We start from the raw sequence: 16,011 nt of genomic DNA, 5'->3' as shown, positions 1-16,011 counted from the left end.
AAATATCCTTCCAACTTCTACTGCAAAAAAGTACTTTTCTCTGTTTTCATGCAAAGAAAGTTATTTAAGTGCTTTGCTCATGATAAAGTCCGTTTGTTCTTCATCACCCATATAAAAAGAGTGGACCCCCGTTTGAACGAATCCCATCTTCTTATAAAAAGCAATAGCATTCTCATTTTTTTCCCATACGCCAAGCCAGATTTTCTGTTTATTACATTCCATCGCAATTTCAAAAGCTTTATCTAACAGAAGTTTACCGAATCCATGTTTTTGAAATTTGTTCTTTACATAAATCCTCTCGACTTCAAGCGATTCATCACTCATTTCTTCAGATTGTGCATCATTGGAATTGAGCTTTAAATACCCAGCGACTTCATTATGAAAATAAACAAAGAAGAATTCCGAAGAAAAATTGGTTAATTCTTTTTCTAATTGTTTTAAGTTAAATGCTCTTTCTAAATAGGTTTTCATATTTTCAGGTGAATTCTGTTCTTTAAATGCATCGTTGAATGTCTCTATACTTATTTCTTGAAGGATTTGCAAATCTTCAAGGTTGCACTTTTTTATTTCACAAGTCATCTTACTATTCAGCTCCTTTATGCGCATCAATAATTTCTCTTGGTTCCTCTTTTTACAAATTCCTAGTCAATAATCTACATCAATTGTAACAAATTAATAGGTTTAACAAAGAAGCATCTATAACCCCCTCATGATAAGGCGATCCACTCCCAAAACCATAGCTATTGCTTATGCCAGGTCCATTCCAAACGAGCATGAAAGATTCATTTCAAGGGTTAAGAACATTCAAAGATAAGTATGCCAATATATGGATTCTTAAATATTTAGCCTATCGAAAATAATCTTCGCTGCCTATTACCATGACACAAATTACCTTATTAATGGCAAGACACGACCAAATCAAAACGGGAGTCTTGATACATTTAACAATAGCTACATGAAAATCACAAGATGATATTTACCAAATATAAAACCCAAAAAGGATTGGTTTTTCGAGCAAATCCTTCTTGGGTTTTATATTTTATGATGAATGAAATGTACTTAAGCGTATTAATTAGTCTAAACTTCAATATGGACCTTTCGCAGTAAACGAAAAATCTCTAATACAAGGATATTTAAACTTAACCACACTCCACCAAATATATATCCTGCCACAATATCACTAGGGTATTGAACATTAAAAAAGATACGGCTAACCGCTATGAAAAGTAATAAAAGAAGGGCTCCAGTAACTGCTGCTGTATGAAATCGTGCTTTACCGGTATATCGCACAAAAATAAAAGTGGCAAAACCATAAATGACAAGTGCCATTAATGACTGTTCACTTGGAAAGTTATTGAAAAACAAGTCCTGCGCCGAAGTTTGATTAATAGGTGCCAATCTATGAAATAGACTTCTTAAACTTTCTTCAAATAATTCTCCACCTGAAACAATAAGCAGCCATGTAAATGTTTCAAGAACCTTATTTCTACCCTTCCATAATATCCATATTAATGTAAAAACACATAAGCAAAAAAGGACTTTAGACGTCCCTAGAAAAGAGAAAGCCTGCATGAAAGGAATCCACTCGTAACCAAAAGTAGACGGAACCAAAAAGGTCATCGTTTTATCGAATTCTTGAAACTCATTTGTTAACAAACTTTGAATGATTTCAATCATTAGGACACTAAATACAAGTGTGATAACAACGGTGCACACAATTAATATCCCTGTTCGTCTTCTTGACTTTAATAATTTCATCATTTTGTTAATCCATAAAATGGCTGCATCTTTAATTTGATCTTTCTTTCTACGGTATACATAAACAAGGACCAAGATGATTAAAGCGATAATGATGCCAATTAAAAGATATTTTTTTATTGAAGCATGGAAATGTTCCCATTTTGGTCCTAGTACTTTACCCAGTGAAATAAAAGTGGCTACCCAAATAAATGCGCCACTATAGGCATATAGAGCGAAGGTACGAAATTTGAGATTCGTAATCCCTGAAAAATAGCCCGTGAAGTGTCTTATTCCAGGGATAAAATAAGCAATAATTAGCAATTTATTCCCATACTTACTAAACCATTTAGAGGTGTTTTCCAATCGATCCGGGCCTAAATGGAACTTCCTGCCGTATTTTTCAAAAAAAACAGTACCATATTTTTTTCCTATCCAATAAGCAATGGTCATTCCAAATGAACTACCCAACCCAGCAACGATAATACTGATAAACCATCCCTGATGTCCTTGGTAGACAAGAAACCCAGTGTAACTCATAATGAGCTCACCCGGTAACGGGAGTGCTAACAGCTCAAGAGTAAGCACGATAAATAACAATACATATCCATACTGATCAAGATATGATGTAATACTACTCATAAACAGCCCTCACTTTTATACCTTGATGATTGTCAAGAACAAAACGCGGCTTACTATTAAACAAGGAACCCTCGGATGTAGTAAGCACCATATCAACTTTGCAGCTGGGGAATTTTTATATTTAGATATCATATTGACTTTTAAATTTAAAAATCTCATCAACAGCTTGTTGATATCCCCCTGATTTTTGCAGCGATTCCTTCATTTTTGCTACAGCTTTATGGATGGATGGTTGGTTTAACACATGGTCTGCGGCTTTCCGAAGCTGGTTCACCGTCAAGCTCTCCATTTGTAATTGAATTCCAGCTCCAAAATTGGCAACTTGACCGGCAATAACTGGCTGATCTGCGCTTTGAGGGATAACTATGAGCGGAACCCCGTAATAGAGACCTTCATGGGTACTATTCATTCCACCATGTGTGATAAACAATTTAGTGTACTTCAGCACCTCGGTTTGTGGAACATAATTTTTAACAATGAAATTTTTTGGAATCTCCCCCAGATCGGATATTTTAGCTTTTTCCCCAATAGACATGACAACGGTATGATCAGTGTTCCCAAATGCCTTAAAACAAAGCTTATAAAAATCAATAGCCTGGTTAAAGACCGTACCCAATGAAATATAAATCGGTCTCTTTCCCTTGATTGCTGTAAGGTCAAAGTTTTCTTGAATGAATCGTGTAGAGATGGATGGACCAATAAATTTATAAGTTTGGTCGAATGCTTCTTCAAAAGGTTGAAAATCCCTAGTTGTATAAACGATTGTAAGTGGCGCAGGATTACAAAAAACTTCGTAATGAGAAGGGATCTTGACATCATATTTTTCTGCACACCTTGCCGTCAGACTTTGATATTCATCGTTTATTTCTTTAAGGACTTCTGTAGGAATGTTTTTAGAAAGCTGTTCGAACATTATATTGAATGATTCCTCTGTCTGCACAAAGGAAGTACAAGAACAGATTGCCGGAAGCTTAAGGATTTGAGCAAGTAAATGTCCACAACCAAACATGGAATCATGAATGATGTAATCAAAATGTTCTCCTTCAATCTGTTCGAGCACGCTAGGTATGACAATATCTGCCGTATGTAATAGACCATTAATTCTTTCTAGTAAATAATTTCTCCCACCCGAGATAAAGGCTCTTATAAATTTATGGCCGTCTAATGTTCGTACAGTAGCCCCCGTCTTCTCAATTTTCTCTCGAAAATCTTCTATCGTAAAGTACACGACCTCTTCGCCGCGCGAAATAAGCTCTTGCACCACTCCAATTGTTGGATTCACATGTCCTTCTGATCCAGCATTAACAAATAAAACACGTGCCATTTTCACCACTCCTAGGTAAATTGTTCTCTAGTATGAGTAGGGCCATTGTCTCCTACCAATGCTCAACTCAAATAATTTCACGTTGTTCTAGAGACAACTCCTTTTTACTGCTCTTTATCATGTTAGATTCCCCCAAATTTTTTAATCATATGTTTAATTTCTGCTATCTAAGTGCCCCTAATTGACTGAAACTCCCCATTCAATATTAGAGAGGGGAGTTTTATTAAAACAAAGGGTTTATTTAACACCATCAGATGTCAAAATCGAAAAAGACATACTAACCAAGTTAAGAGCAAGAGAAATCCCTAGGTTTTTAACCCATCCATTCTTCTTTTTTTAACATTCTTCCTTCATCTGAAGAAATACGAGCCAACTCAATAAATCGTGTCACTTTAAGGGCTTCTTCCAAAGAAACAACCGGCTTCCTACTCCTTAAGCCATCTGCAAGCAATGAAAAAAAGTGGTTATAACCTCCGGGCTCGATCGTAACGTTTTTCGTATCTTCTATATAGATGGTTCCAACCTCTTTTTCTTTTCCTTGATAGTAAGTACCGTCTATTAGTTGAAGTTCTTGTTTGTCTAGTCCATATTTTACGAAACTACCTTTTAATCCGTGCACTTCAAAACGAGGATAAGTCGAATTAATGAAGGAACTTGAGCGTAAATAGACGCGTTTTTCTCCATAGTGGAACACAATGAAAAAGCCATCATCCGTTTGACCGTTCTCTCGTTGTGTCATTACCTCTGCATAGATTGTATCTGGTTCACCAAATAACACAAGTACTTGATCAATTAAGTGGGAACCTAAATCATAGAGAATACCAGAACCCGCACCTGGTTGTTCTCTCCATCGATTACAAATAACTGGTCGGAATCGATCAAAACGTGATTCAAGGACTTTCCAGTCTCCTAACGTTTCTTCATGGAGAAGTTTTTGTATGAATAAAAAGTCTCCATCCCAGCGACGATTTTGGTGTACAGTCACGACAGACTCACTATTTTGGTTAAGCTGAATTAATTCTTTTCCTTCTTCAACTGTTAAAAACGCTGGCTTTTCGACAAGCACATCTTTTCCTGCAAGAATACATTGTTTCAACATGTCATAATGCCTATCAGAAGGGGTTGTAATAATATACAACGTTGCATCACTAAGTGAAAGTGCCTCTTCTAACGTTTCATACACCGGTATATGACTTACATCGCTATGTTCTTTGGATGCTTTAGATCTTGAAACAACTCCCACCACTTCATATTTATCAGAATGAACTAAGTGCGGTAAGTGAAACACCTTTGCAGCAGCACCAAAACCAATAACTATCGTTTTTATCATGAAAAAACCTCCCGTAATCTACTTATGCCTATCCATATTCAACCACTAAAAAGTATCAAGCGCTAGATATCATTCTCCTACTAGAGTTAGCTATTACAAAAGTACCGTTTGCAATTTTAGGTTGAAGCACTTTCCAAGCACCTTCGAAGAATAAAAATGCATTATTATCAGAAGCAGCACCTGCATAAAGGTATAACGGAACGTTTTTACCTTTGGCATTATCAATTAAATATTGGCCTTGAGCAGCACCTACTGCCACACTATCAAATGTTACATAATAATCAACAGCATCCGTTTCAGTAATCAAACGGTCATAGGAAATAACGGTTACTCCTTCTTTTTTCGCTGCTTCAACTGCTGCACCAGCTGCTGCACCATCGTGAGGAGCAATAATTAATACTTTAATTCCTTTGTTAAGTAGTGTTTCTACGTTTTCTTTTTCCTTCGCAGAAGAACCTTGGCTAAATAAGATTTCAGTCGTGTATTTAGAATCAGCTAGTGCAGCTTTGAACCGTTGCTCATCCTGTACCCATCTTGGCTCATCTTTTGTCGGTAGAACAATACCTACACTCACTTTGCTGCTTCCACCCGTTTTACCACTACCACATGCTGCTAACATACCAGTTAACAATATCGCTATCATTAATAAAGAAAATAATCTCCAAACCTTTTTCACTAAAATTTCCTCCTTTTAAAATTAAATTAATTCCTACATGTTCATCGAATAGCGGTTTATACCATCTGAAAGCGCTAACATAGAGTAATCTTTTATTATCTTCTATACTTTTTTATCATTTCTAAAAAGAAAAGCGGAAGCGCCCTGGTCAGCGGCGTATGGCCTCCTCGAAAAAGCTAACGCTTTTTCTTCGTGCGAAGTTTATGCTGCCGGGGCGTTCCTTGTGGAGCGCTTCAACCGAGATAAAGGAAACACGAAGAGCCAAGCCACTACTTGAATTACTTCTTTGCAGCTTTGCGACGAGCTGAACAGCCGCTACTCTGAATATGCTTTGGCGCTGGAGCTGGACAGTAAACTAAGTTCAAAAACTTATACTTTCTTATCTTTAGATAAAGAAAAGAGTAGTCTTTTTTAATCCATTCAGAAAGTGCCCCATCTTTTAGACAACAAAAAAGCACGAGCTCGGTGAATTACCATGCTCATGCCTTGAATGTAGCTTTAAAATCCAGTTTTAATCTAAACACCTTAGATTGTGTAGGTAGTTTTTTTGAAAAGATTTTCATCAATAATGCATTTCTTGCCATCAAATTTCTGACTTAATTCTCTTCCCTCAATATATGTTTTAGTAACTCGAACTAATAGCTGCTTGTTATTTATTTCAACAAGATAGTAAGAAGACAGATCATTAAAGGAATCTGCGACTTGTAAAGTACCTGGCTGTATAATAAAATCAACAATTTCTTGTGCTAAATTTAACTTTTTTCTTCTTATTAGAGGAAAAATAACTTTTGCATGTGGATATTTTTCTTTCACCACTGCATCATACTTTGAACGACATTTTCCACTTTTTTGATAGGTTTCTAAATCAATTTCTTCATTGATTACTATTTTAGAAATGCCTTCCTTATTATTAACTAATAAATCAATACTCACATCAAATAAATTTGCAATGGACTGTAAATTATTAATATCAGGAATTCCTCGGTCATTTTCCCATTTTGTAATTGCCTGCCTTGATACACATAATTTTTCTGCTAACTGTTCCTGCGATAATCCAGCTCTCGTTCGAAAGTCTTTTATCTTTTCTCCTAATGTCAAACCAATTCCTCCTTTGTCGTTAGGAAATTTATATCATTTTATTCTGCAAAATCCAACAAATACTTGTTGTCACCGATGCTACTCTTCGTGGCATTATGATAAATTGATAGTTTTGCCATCATTTTCACAATGTTCTTCGGGATTTCCCCCATCCTCCAGAGAAGCCAAAATAAAACAAAAACCCTACATACATAAGTAATGTAGGGTTTTTAGTTAATAAGGTATTCAATAACTTATGTGTAAAAGATTGTTTAAAACGATTTAAAGGTATAATGCAGTGAATAGATTTTCCTGCTCCTATTGTTACAGCACTCCATATGGCTTGAATAGTGATCGCAGATAGAATGGTGTAGTAGTGTTTACCTTAATCTAGTTTTTCGTACTTCCATATTTTTGAAGTCGATGATTAATTTATTTGCAAGAAAAAAATCACTGCCGATGATCCCGTCAAATCCATGCATTTCTCTGACATCGCCTAGCTGGATAGTGAAATCATTAAGTGGAAACTTATCTATAGTCATACCGCTCACTTTTTGTTCAATGCAGACTTCAGTACCGCCAATTCCGTACATTTTCCGTGTAATGGCGTTTTCTAAATCGAGCATCAATCCGACTTCTTCACATAAATCTGTATCTAAAATGGTTGAAGAACAGCCAGTATCAAGCAGTACGTTAGTAAAAATCATTTTCATTCCGTTGTATTCAATCTGAACAGCAACTAGAGGTAAATGATCATCCATTTCAAATTTCATACTCTTCTACGCACTCCTATATATGGTTGCTCAATTACCTTTATTTCTTCATTATTTGTGTGAAAAATATATAATTCTAGGCTTTTATTTTCTAAATGCAGTTTTTTGTAGGCTTTCCATGCTGCATTGCCATTCTCAAAGTCATCAATTACTGCCATTTCCTCAATGACTCTTTCTTTACCTCTTGTTTCTGATTTTAATGCTTCTACTAAGACACAACGTTCTGGAAAATGCTGACGTACTTCAGACCATTTCATTTACATACGCCTCCGATTCATTCCATATTCATTCTTTATTATATCATTACCAACTTGAACTAATGATCGATTTTATTTGCTTTGTTATAACCGAATGTTGATTTCACTGCGTTTGAAAAAAAACAGAAAAATTCCATTTATTTTGGGAAACTGCTATTTTTTCATAAAGGAAGGTTTTCCGTTTATAGTATCCGAATCTTTAAATTTTTTCCTATTTAGAGCAGGTAATCGAATTATCTCCGCTTATATCTGCTTCTTATGCTACCTCTATATACATTAGCCGGAAATTCTCCGCCTAAAAGTTAACCATGACCGTTCATTGATACTCCATGCACTTCGTTTTCAGTTAACACCAGTAATATGCAATTGCTCTTTTCCTATAGAATTATATGATTCTTTCTAATATTGCTCTTTGCAAAAAAGGAAGTTGTTTATGGAAGGTTTGAGTCATGGGTTTTTAGGAAATTATGGGCAATTCTTGAGATTGAATGCAGAAAGAAGAAATATAAAGGAGTTATTGGGATGCTTTGAAGCGGTAATATTCCGTGTAGTGTCTTACAATACATTAGCCAAAATAGACTTTTACACTGTTTTCTTTTTGTGCTGCTGCTAAGCAGTTGAGTATAAACTTCAGGATTTGTTTTTGATCCATCCCTAATAAATCAATTCCTGACAGGGAGTCACCAGTACGAAAAAATTCCTTGTAGGCTTTCAACGCCTTTTCCATTTGTTCTGTTGAGAAGGTGGTGCTCCTGCCATTCCCACTAACTCCTGCGTAAAAATCATTAGCATCAAGTAATCTGTACAATATGGTTGAATTGTAATTCCCCATGCTAAAACGGGCATAAGCAATTTCCTCTCCTGCATTATTGTATCCCGATATATCATGACCCATTTTAATCATCCTCCTTCAAATTTAGATTTTCGTACAAAAGTGGTATACATAACCTTTTGTATAACTTGGATTTTACCGGCAGCTTCCCCAATTATTTAATTATTAAATTGGATTCAGCATTTTTACAGGAAGTTATTATAAGTCTAGTAGTGGATTTAAAATGATGAGAAATGAAAGGGGAAAATCGCGGATTTAGTAGAAAGGAATCTTACCTTTAAAAAAATAATAATATTGATACTACTTTGGTATTTTTTACCTCCCTTCCGATAAAATTATATCACACTATATTTTCATATTAATTTTTCTTTTGTAAGGGTTTTCTACAATTATGTGAACACACCATACAAGGTTAATTAGAATATTGGTGCCTGACACCAGTTCATAAAAATATTACTATACCGGTGGTCAGGTACCCTTAAATCGTTATTGGAAAATATAACTTCAAGTAGAAAAAGCAGCAAAAATCTAGTAAGATATCCACATGTGATATTAGATAAGGGGATAAAAAAATGAGCGTATTAAACGTACAAAATTTAAGTCATGGTTTCGGTGATCGTGCGATTTTTAATAATGTGTCTTTCCGACTTTTAAAAGGAGAGCACGTTGGACTAGTTGGGGCAAATGGTGAGGGTAAGTCTACCTTCATGAATATTGTTACTGGGAAGTTGCAGCCCGACGAGGGGAAAGTTGAGTGGTCACGAAAAGTTCGTGTTGGTTATTTAGATCAGCATGCTGTACTTCAAAAAGGTACTACGATGCGTGAGGCTTTGAGTACTGCTTTTCAATATTTATTTGATGCTGAAGCAGAGATTAATGACCTTTATGCAAAAATGGGTGATGAAGGTGCTGATATCGACGCATTACTTGCAGAAGTTGGAGAGCTACAAGAAACGTTAGATAGCAATGATTTCTATCAAATTAATGCAAAAGTTGAGGAAGTTGCCCGTGGTCTAGGATTAGACGATGTTGGACTCGATCGAGATGTTGATGATCTTAGTGGTGGGCAACGTACGAAAGTTTTACTAGCTAAGCTTTTGCTAGAAAAGCCTGAAATTCTATTACTAGACGAGCCTACAAACTATTTGGATGAACAGCATATCGAGTGGTTGAAGCGCTATTTACAGGAATATGAAAATGCATTTATCTTGATTTCACATGATATTCCATTCTTGAACAATGTTGTTAACTTAATCTATCACATGGAAAACCAAGAGTTGAATCGCTATGTTGGTGACTATGATAACTTCCTAAATATTCATGAGATGAAGAAACAGCAGCTAGAGTCTGCTTACAAACGTCAACAACAAGAAATTGCGAATTTGAAGGATTTCGTTGCTCGTAACAAGGCAAGTGTGGCTACTCGTAATATGGCGATGTCTCGTCAAAAGAAGCTCGACAAAATGGAAGTTATTGAATTGGGGAGAGAGAAGCCGAAACCAGAGTTTATTTTCAAAGAAGCTCGTGCTGCTAGTCGTTGGATTTTCACAGCTGAAGATCTTGTTATTGGTTACAATGAACCACTTTCTCGCCCTCTGAATTTGAAAATGGAACGCGGACAAAAAATTGCATTCGTTGGTGCAAACGGTATTGGTAAGTCTACTCTTTTAAAAAGTATTCTTGGGTTGATTGATCCCATTTCGGGTAAAGTGGAACGTGGTGAGTATCAACACGTCGGTTACTTCGAGCAGGAAGTTAAACAGTCTAACTACAACACTTGTATTGAAGAGATTTGGAGCGAGTTCCCAAGTATGAATCAGGCTGAAGTCCGTACTGCTCTTGCAAAATGTGGATTAACGACGAAACATATTGAAAGTAAAGTCGAGGTCCTTTCTGGTGGCGAAAAAGCCAAAGTTCGATTGTGTAAAATTTTAAACACAGAAACAAATTTATTAATTCTAGACGAACCTACCAATCACTTGGATGTTGACGCAAAAGAAGAATTGAAGCGTGCTTTAAAGGCATATCGCGGAAGTATCTTAATGGTATCCCACGAACCTGACTTCTATCGTGAAATTGCGACCGATATTTGGAATTGTGAGGATTGGACTACGAAAGTGTTTTAAATAAAGATTAAGGGGTACCCAATGAATTAAAGTTCACTTGGGTACCCTTTTAAATAATCGATCAGCCCCCGTACTGCCTGCATCAACACTGGTAACTTATCGGTCATTTTTATCATCCTTCTATATAAAGCAACGTATTTTCACTTTCACACTAGCCACTAAAAAGGGAAGCCATTCTAAATGGTAGAATGCTTCCCTTTTCTTAACTTCTATCTACCAATCACTGATACCTATTTCTAGGTTAAAAGGGTAAGTCCGCGTCTTTGCCTTCTATAAACAGATTGGAAATTTGCTTCATTTTCACTGTTTCTGCAATTCTTCTTTAAGTTGATGTGTTACACTAGTAAACTTTTTACTTAAAGCAATAGGAGAATTGGCATTTTCATCATATGGCATCATTGAAAATAATAATTCAAAGTTTTCATTTTCCAAACGATACTGTTCTTGCACTTCTTGACCACAGCTGGCTGAGCCCAACCCATATTGCTGTTTATCAACATGTAAGGTGATATACGGCTGTTTAAATAGGTCACTTGTATGTTTGGCTGTCTCCAACTGTTCAACTGTATAATAGCTTGCAGTGAAATCAAAAGAGGATCCACTGATGAACAATCCTTTTCCACTTTCTTGTGTAAAACTTGCCCATTTTGTTTGGTGGCGGTTACCGTTTTCCTGCGGGACCACATATGACGTATGTAAGCAATCAACGGTGGATGACCAAACGCTCATCCTTGCCGCCTGCCTGCTATCACTATAGGCTTCATTTGGTCCTAATCCATACCACTGCACGTAATCGTAGGTATCTTCTACATCCATCTCTACACCAATTCGCGGCAGGTACTGAGGTCCCTCACCAGATTTCACGCCCTTGATTTCTACTACGATTCTTCCATTCGCATGGATGGTGTAAAGATAGGTCACATGGAATCCCCACGCAAGAACAGGTGGTGCTAGTTTGGCTTCACACTGAATGACCACGGACTGGAGGTCTTCACTGATAGTCACGTCGGTTCCGATTATTCGATGTTGAATGGCATGTACACCAAATTCCTTCCATCGTTTTGTAACGGAGCTTGCGTTAAACTCTTCCGATCCCAATAAATCATTATCGATTGGTGCTCTCCAGAAATTTAACCTTGGTCCCTTTGACATCACTAACTGACCATCAAAACAAAAATCTTCTATTCGTCCATTATGTTTATTAAAGGTCAACTCAAAGGTAGGTCCAGTTATTTTCGTTGTAGAAGTTTTTTCTTGAACCGTTATTTGACCTAAATGTTGGGGTTCAATCTGAACGAAACGAGAGATTGGGAGTTCATATTGTGACCACGCAACCGGATGACCTGAATCCGCCCATCTTGTCTTTTCTTTCGTCTTCCAAACGAGATTTAACCAATAATCTGTATTTTCCTTCACTACAGTCGGCAGATGAATCGGTAAGTCAACCACCTTAGCCGTGTTTGCAGGTATGTCTGGAACATCGACTATTCCACCTTCAAGGATTTGTCCATCAGCTTCAATAAACCACTCACACTGTAAAGTTGATAAATCGGAAAAATCAAATCGATTTTGGATTAGGATGTTTTTTTCTTTGTCATTAAACTGGGATGTGACAACGGGTTCGATCACCTTTTTTAATTCAGCTATGGCTGGGGATGGCTCACGATCCGGCCGAATTAATCCATCGATGACAAAGTTTCCATCATGCGGTGTCTCTCCAAAATCCCCGCCGTATGCAAAATATTCCGTTCCATCCTCTGTATATTGGCGTAAACCGTGGTCAACCCATTCCCATACAAAACCGCCCTGCAATCGATCATAGGCATAAAAGGTCTCCCAATATTCTTTAAAACCACCTGGGCCATTGCCCATTGCATGAGCATATTCGCATAAAATATGGGGCTTGTTTAAATAGGTTAATCCCCCAATGGCCTTTAATTTTTCAATTGGCGTATACATGGACGTATGAACATCCGTTGCTACTGGATCCTTTGTTGGGATAAAGTTATCCTCCAACAACATTTCCCTCGTCTCCCCTTCATAGTGGACCAGTCTTGAAGGATCTCTTCTTTTTGCCCATTCATACATCGCAACATGATTTTGTCCAAAACCGGACTCATTCCCTAATGACCACATAATGATGGAAGGATGGTTTTTATCTCGTTCTACCATTCTTTCCATTCGATCTAAATAGGCAGGTTTCCATGCTGGGTCATTACTTAGTACATGTGGCTGGCCAATTTTGGTCAACCCATGACACTCAAGATCGGCTTCATCAATCACATAAAAGCCAAATTGATCACAAAGATCATAGAATCTCGGGTCGTTTGGATAATGCGCAGTTCGGATGGCATTAACGTTATGCTGTTTCATTAAAACTAAATCCTCAATCATGGACCGTAATGGGACTGCCCTTCCGTAATCTGGATGGGCATCATGTCGATTTACACCTTTAAACATAATGGCTACACCATTTACCAATAATTGGCCGCCTTTAATCTCAACCGTTCTAAATCCGCATTTTTGTGGAATAACTTCTACCACTTCCCCAGCAGGATTTAGTAGAGTGACCACCACATCATATAAGAAGGGAATTTCAGCATTCCATGATTTCACTTTATCCAAGTGGATCGAACCTGTCACCGTTTCGCACGCTACACCTTGTTTGTGTAATGCGACAACAGTGCCCTCCTGTTGGATTTCCACTTCTACCGTATGATCTTGATACACTCCGGACAAATCAATTTCAAAGTCAAGTCGGCCATCTTGATAGTCATGTTCTAGAGTACCATTCAAAAACAAATCACGGATATGAACATCCGGTTTTGAGAGAATATAGACATCCCTAAATATTCCGCTTAACCACCACATATCTTGATCTTCAATATAAGAGGATTCGGCCCATTGATAGACACGTACCGAGATCCGATTCTCGCCTTCTCTTACAAGAAGAGTAATATCAAACTCTGATTGAAGTCGACTGCCTTGACTATACCCTGCGAAATTTCCATTCACCCAAACATGGAAAGAGCTATCCACACCCTCAAATATGAGATGTACTCTCCCTTGTAAAGCTTCCTTTGTAACAGTAAAGGTTCGGCTGTATGATCCAGTTGGATTTTCGGATGGAATATACGGAGGTTCTACTGGAAAAGGATACTGGACATTTGTATAATGTGGTCTCCCGTACCCTTTTAATTGCCAATGGGATGGAACACTGATATCCGCCCAATGATCAGTGGAGTAATCCTCCTGGTAAAAATCACTCGGTGACTCCATCGGCGAGTTCGCATAATGAAATTTCCAATTACCATTGAGCAATAAGAAACCCTGTGAGTCTCCTCGCTCATACGTAAGGGCCTTTTGTTTACTCTTATAGCTAAAAAAGGATGACCTGGCTTGCAGCCGATTCTTTTGTAATACGTTCAAGTTTTCCCAATCATGTTGTAAACTCATTTTCCTTCTCCTCTCGATATTACCCTTTAACAGATCCGCCAAATATTCCGCTGATAAAATATTTTTGCAATAACAGGAATAAAATTAATACCGGAACAATGCTGACAACAGTTCCCGCTAATACTTGGCCATAATAGACAACTTGGCCTGGAGCCACTAGCTGGGATAATAGAACAGGTAACGTGGTACTTTCTCGATCCTGTAAAATAATAAGCGGCCACAAGTAATTGCCCCATTGTTGGATAAAGCTCAATATACCCAATGCAGCTAATGGCGGTAAGGATGTGGGCAAAATAATTTTATGAAAAATGGACATTTCACTAGCGCCATCAATTCTTGCTGCTTCTATCATTTCAGTCGGAATACTCATCATATTTTGCCTCATAAAGAAGACCCCAAAGGCATTCGCGAGTGCTGGTAAAATAACCGCCTGGGGTTGATCTTGCCAGCCGAACCCGATAATCATTTTGAACAAAGGAATTAAGGTTACTTGGTGTGGCAGCATCATCGTAATTAATACGATAACGAACATGACGTTTTTCCCTTTAAACTCATATTTTGCAAAGGCGTATCCTGCAATCGCACACAAATATAAAGTAGCAATCGTAAAAATAGTAGAAATGAGTAAACTATTACCCAATGCCTGCCAAATAGGAGCAGATGCCGCTAGTCCTGATATGTTATTCATAAACTCTCCACTCGGTAATAACTTAGGAGGACTTTGGAAAATGTCACTATCTGATAGAGTAGAGCCTACAAACATCCAATAAAACGGATACACAGAAGCAATACTAGCCAAAATTAAAAATAGATATCCTGCTGATTTTGTTAAGAAGGATGGTCCTTTCATTAAATCTCTCCTCCTTTTGAAACCTTGATTTGGAAGAAACTAATAATCCCAACGATAATGGTAATGATATACGCTGCGGCTGATGCATATCCAAATTGGAAGCTTTGAAATCCAAATTGATAAAGGTACATAATAGGTGTATTGGTTGCATTGTTTGGTCCGCCAGCAGTTAATAAAGAAGGCTCCGTAAATAATTGAATCGTCCCAATGGTAGAAAGAATTCCACAAAACAGAAGGATTGGTTTTAACATGGGAATGGTAATCTTAAAGAATTGGGTGAATTTATTGGCCCCATCCACTTCAGCAGATTCATACAACGAGTGATCAATCGTTGTGATTCCTGCTAACAAAATAATCGTATTATAACCGGTCCATCTCCATGTCACCGCAATAATAATCAACACTTTCGACCAGAACGGGTCACTAAACCATTGAATTGGGTCAATATGAATGAGACCTAAAAGGTAATTCATCATTCCATATTGCTCATTAAAAATAAGGGTAAAGACAATGGAATAGGTGACTAAATCAATTAATACCGGCAAAAAGATAAATAATCGAAAGATGGCCTTTCCCTTTATAAAATTTGAGTTTAATAGGACAGCTAATAAAGTCCCTATAATGAGCATGATTGGTACTTGAACAATTAAGATGATAAAAACATTATATAAGGATTTCCAAAATAATCCGTCCGTAAGGATGTTTTTAAAGTTTTCAAATCCAACCCATTCTGCACTGTTTCCTTGAGCAGAAGTGAAAGATAAATACAATGATTCAATAATGGGATATACCATGAATATGGCAAATACTATGAAAAACGGCGATAGAAATAGGTAGGGAGTTAATTTTTTTTGATTCCGTTTTTTCTTTCTGGCAACAGAAGGTCCTGTCATTTTTCCCACAGCTGTTTCTCTCATTTTGGCACCTCCTA

At 37.2% G+C, this 16,011-nt stretch carries 12 protein-coding genes and 1 pseudogene; 1 reads left to right on the top strand and 12 read right to left on the bottom strand.

What is annotated here, in order from left to right; translation table 11 throughout:
* Positions 1-60: 60 nt before the first annotated feature.
* The 9 genes and pseudogenes from BLR86_RS17095 to BLR86_RS17055 form a co-directional block, all read right to left on the bottom strand.
* Positions 61-579: a spermidine/spermine N(1)-acetyltransferase gene (locus tag BLR86_RS17095; RefSeq protein WP_090764387.1), complete on the bottom strand. Its 519-nt coding sequence runs from the start codon at positions 577-579 to the stop codon at positions 61-63.
* A gap of 498 nt (positions 580-1,077) precedes the next feature.
* Positions 1,078-2,379 (bottom strand): VTT domain-containing protein, encoded by a 1,302-nt coding sequence (locus BLR86_RS17090; protein WP_090764008.1) that lies wholly within the window; start codon positions 2,377-2,379, stop codon positions 1,078-1,080.
* 121 nt (positions 2,380-2,500) lie between these two features.
* Complete coding sequence (locus BLR86_RS17085) at positions 2,501-3,703, bottom strand: macrolide family glycosyltransferase (RefSeq protein ID WP_090764006.1); 1,203 nt, start codon at positions 3,701-3,703, stop codon at positions 2,501-2,503.
* Between the two features lie 313 nt (positions 3,704-4,016).
* A complete protein-coding gene (locus BLR86_RS17080; RefSeq protein WP_090764003.1) occupies positions 4,017-5,033 on the bottom strand; it encodes a Gfo/Idh/MocA family oxidoreductase in 1,017 nt (338 codons plus the stop codon).
* Positions 5,034-5,112: 79 nt separating this feature from the next.
* A pseudogene (locus BLR86_RS17075) lies at positions 5,113-5,709 on the bottom strand (substrate-binding domain-containing protein); the annotation flags it as partial.
* 525 nt (positions 5,710-6,234) lie between these two features.
* Entirely contained in the window at positions 6,235-6,807 is a 573-nt protein-coding gene (locus BLR86_RS17070) for a helix-turn-helix domain-containing protein (protein WP_090764000.1), read from the bottom strand.
* A 359-nt stretch (positions 6,808-7,166) separates the two neighbouring features.
* Entirely contained in the window at positions 7,167-7,559 is a 393-nt protein-coding gene (locus BLR86_RS17065) for an aspartyl protease family protein (protein ID WP_090763996.1), read from the bottom strand.
* On the bottom strand, positions 7,556-7,816 hold the full coding sequence (locus BLR86_RS17060) for a hypothetical protein (RefSeq protein ID WP_090763993.1): 261 nt from the start codon (positions 7,814-7,816) through the stop codon (positions 7,556-7,558). Before BLR86_RS17060 ends, BLR86_RS17065 begins: the two co-directional genes overlap by 4 nt.
* Positions 7,817-8,381: 565 nt before the next feature.
* Positions 8,382-8,711 (bottom strand): hypothetical protein, encoded by a 330-nt coding sequence (locus BLR86_RS17055; RefSeq protein ID WP_090763990.1) that lies wholly within the window; start codon positions 8,709-8,711, stop codon positions 8,382-8,384.
* A gap of 509 nt (positions 8,712-9,220) precedes the next feature.
* Between BLR86_RS17055 and BLR86_RS17050 the strand changes: the two genes are divergently transcribed.
* Positions 9,221-10,774 (top strand): ABC-F family ATP-binding cassette domain-containing protein, encoded by a 1,554-nt coding sequence (locus BLR86_RS17050; RefSeq protein ID WP_090763987.1) that lies wholly within the window; start codon positions 9,221-9,223, stop codon positions 10,772-10,774.
* A gap of 300 nt (positions 10,775-11,074) precedes the next feature.
* Here the strand turns inward: BLR86_RS17050 and BLR86_RS17045 are convergent, their stop codons facing one another.
* The 3 genes from BLR86_RS17045 to BLR86_RS17035 are packed head-to-tail and all read right to left on the bottom strand — an operon-like array spanning position 11,075 to position 15,997.
* A complete protein-coding gene (locus BLR86_RS17045; protein WP_090763984.1) occupies positions 11,075-14,230 on the bottom strand; it encodes a beta-galactosidase, LacZ type in 3,156 nt (1,051 codons plus the stop codon).
* Between the two features lie 19 nt (positions 14,231-14,249).
* Positions 14,250-15,080, bottom strand: coding sequence for a carbohydrate ABC transporter permease (locus BLR86_RS17040; protein ID WP_090763981.1), 831 nt, complete (start codon positions 15,078-15,080; stop codon positions 14,250-14,252).
* A complete protein-coding gene (locus BLR86_RS17035) occupies positions 15,080-15,997 on the bottom strand; it encodes a carbohydrate ABC transporter permease (protein WP_217642395.1) in 918 nt (305 codons plus the stop codon). The genes BLR86_RS17040 and BLR86_RS17035 overlap by 1 nt, the downstream gene beginning before the upstream one ends.
* Positions 15,998-16,011 lie beyond the last annotated feature (14 nt).

It is taken from the genome of Bacillus sp. OK048, assembly GCF_900103525.1.
GTDB lineage: Bacteria > Bacillota > Bacilli > Bacillales > Cytobacillaceae > Neobacillus.
Note: the sequence above shows the minus strand (reverse complement) of the source record. Positions and strands in the feature narration are given on the sequence as shown.

Coding starts and splice junctions, on each gene's coding strand:
- BLR86_RS17090 (WP_090764008.1), bottom strand. CDS start 2,379: ATGAGTAGTATTACATCATATCTTGATCAGTATGGATATGTATTGTTA.
- BLR86_RS17095 (WP_090764387.1), bottom strand. CDS start 579: ATGACTTGTGAAATAAAAAAGTGCAACCTTGAAGATTTGCAAATCCTT.
- BLR86_RS17040 (WP_090763981.1), bottom strand. CDS start 15,080: ATGAAAGGACCATCCTTCTTAACAAAATCAGCAGGATATCTATTTTTA.
- BLR86_RS17080 (WP_090764003.1), bottom strand. CDS start 5,033: ATGATAAAAACGATAGTTATTGGTTTTGGTGCTGCTGCAAAGGTGTTT.
- BLR86_RS17055 (WP_090763990.1), bottom strand. CDS start 8,711: ATGGGTCATGATATATCGGGATACAATAATGCAGGAGAGGAAATTGCT.
- BLR86_RS17060 (WP_090763993.1), bottom strand. CDS start 7,816: ATGAAATGGTCTGAAGTACGTCAGCATTTTCCAGAACGTTGTGTCTTA.
- BLR86_RS17035 (WP_217642395.1), bottom strand. CDS start 15,997: ATGAGAGAAACAGCTGTGGGAAAAATGACAGGACCTTCTGTTGCCAGA.
- BLR86_RS17085 (WP_090764006.1), bottom strand. CDS start 3,703: ATGGCACGTGTTTTATTTGTTAATGCTGGATCAGAAGGACATGTGAAT.
- BLR86_RS17065 (WP_090763996.1), bottom strand. CDS start 7,559: ATGAAATTTGAAATGGATGATCATTTACCTCTAGTTGCTGTTCAGATT.
- BLR86_RS17045 (WP_090763984.1), bottom strand. CDS start 14,230: ATGAGTTTACAACATGATTGGGAAAACTTGAACGTATTACAAAAGAAT.
- BLR86_RS17050 (WP_090763987.1), top strand. CDS start 9,221: ATGAGCGTATTAAACGTACAAAATTTAAGTCATGGTTTCGGTGATCGT.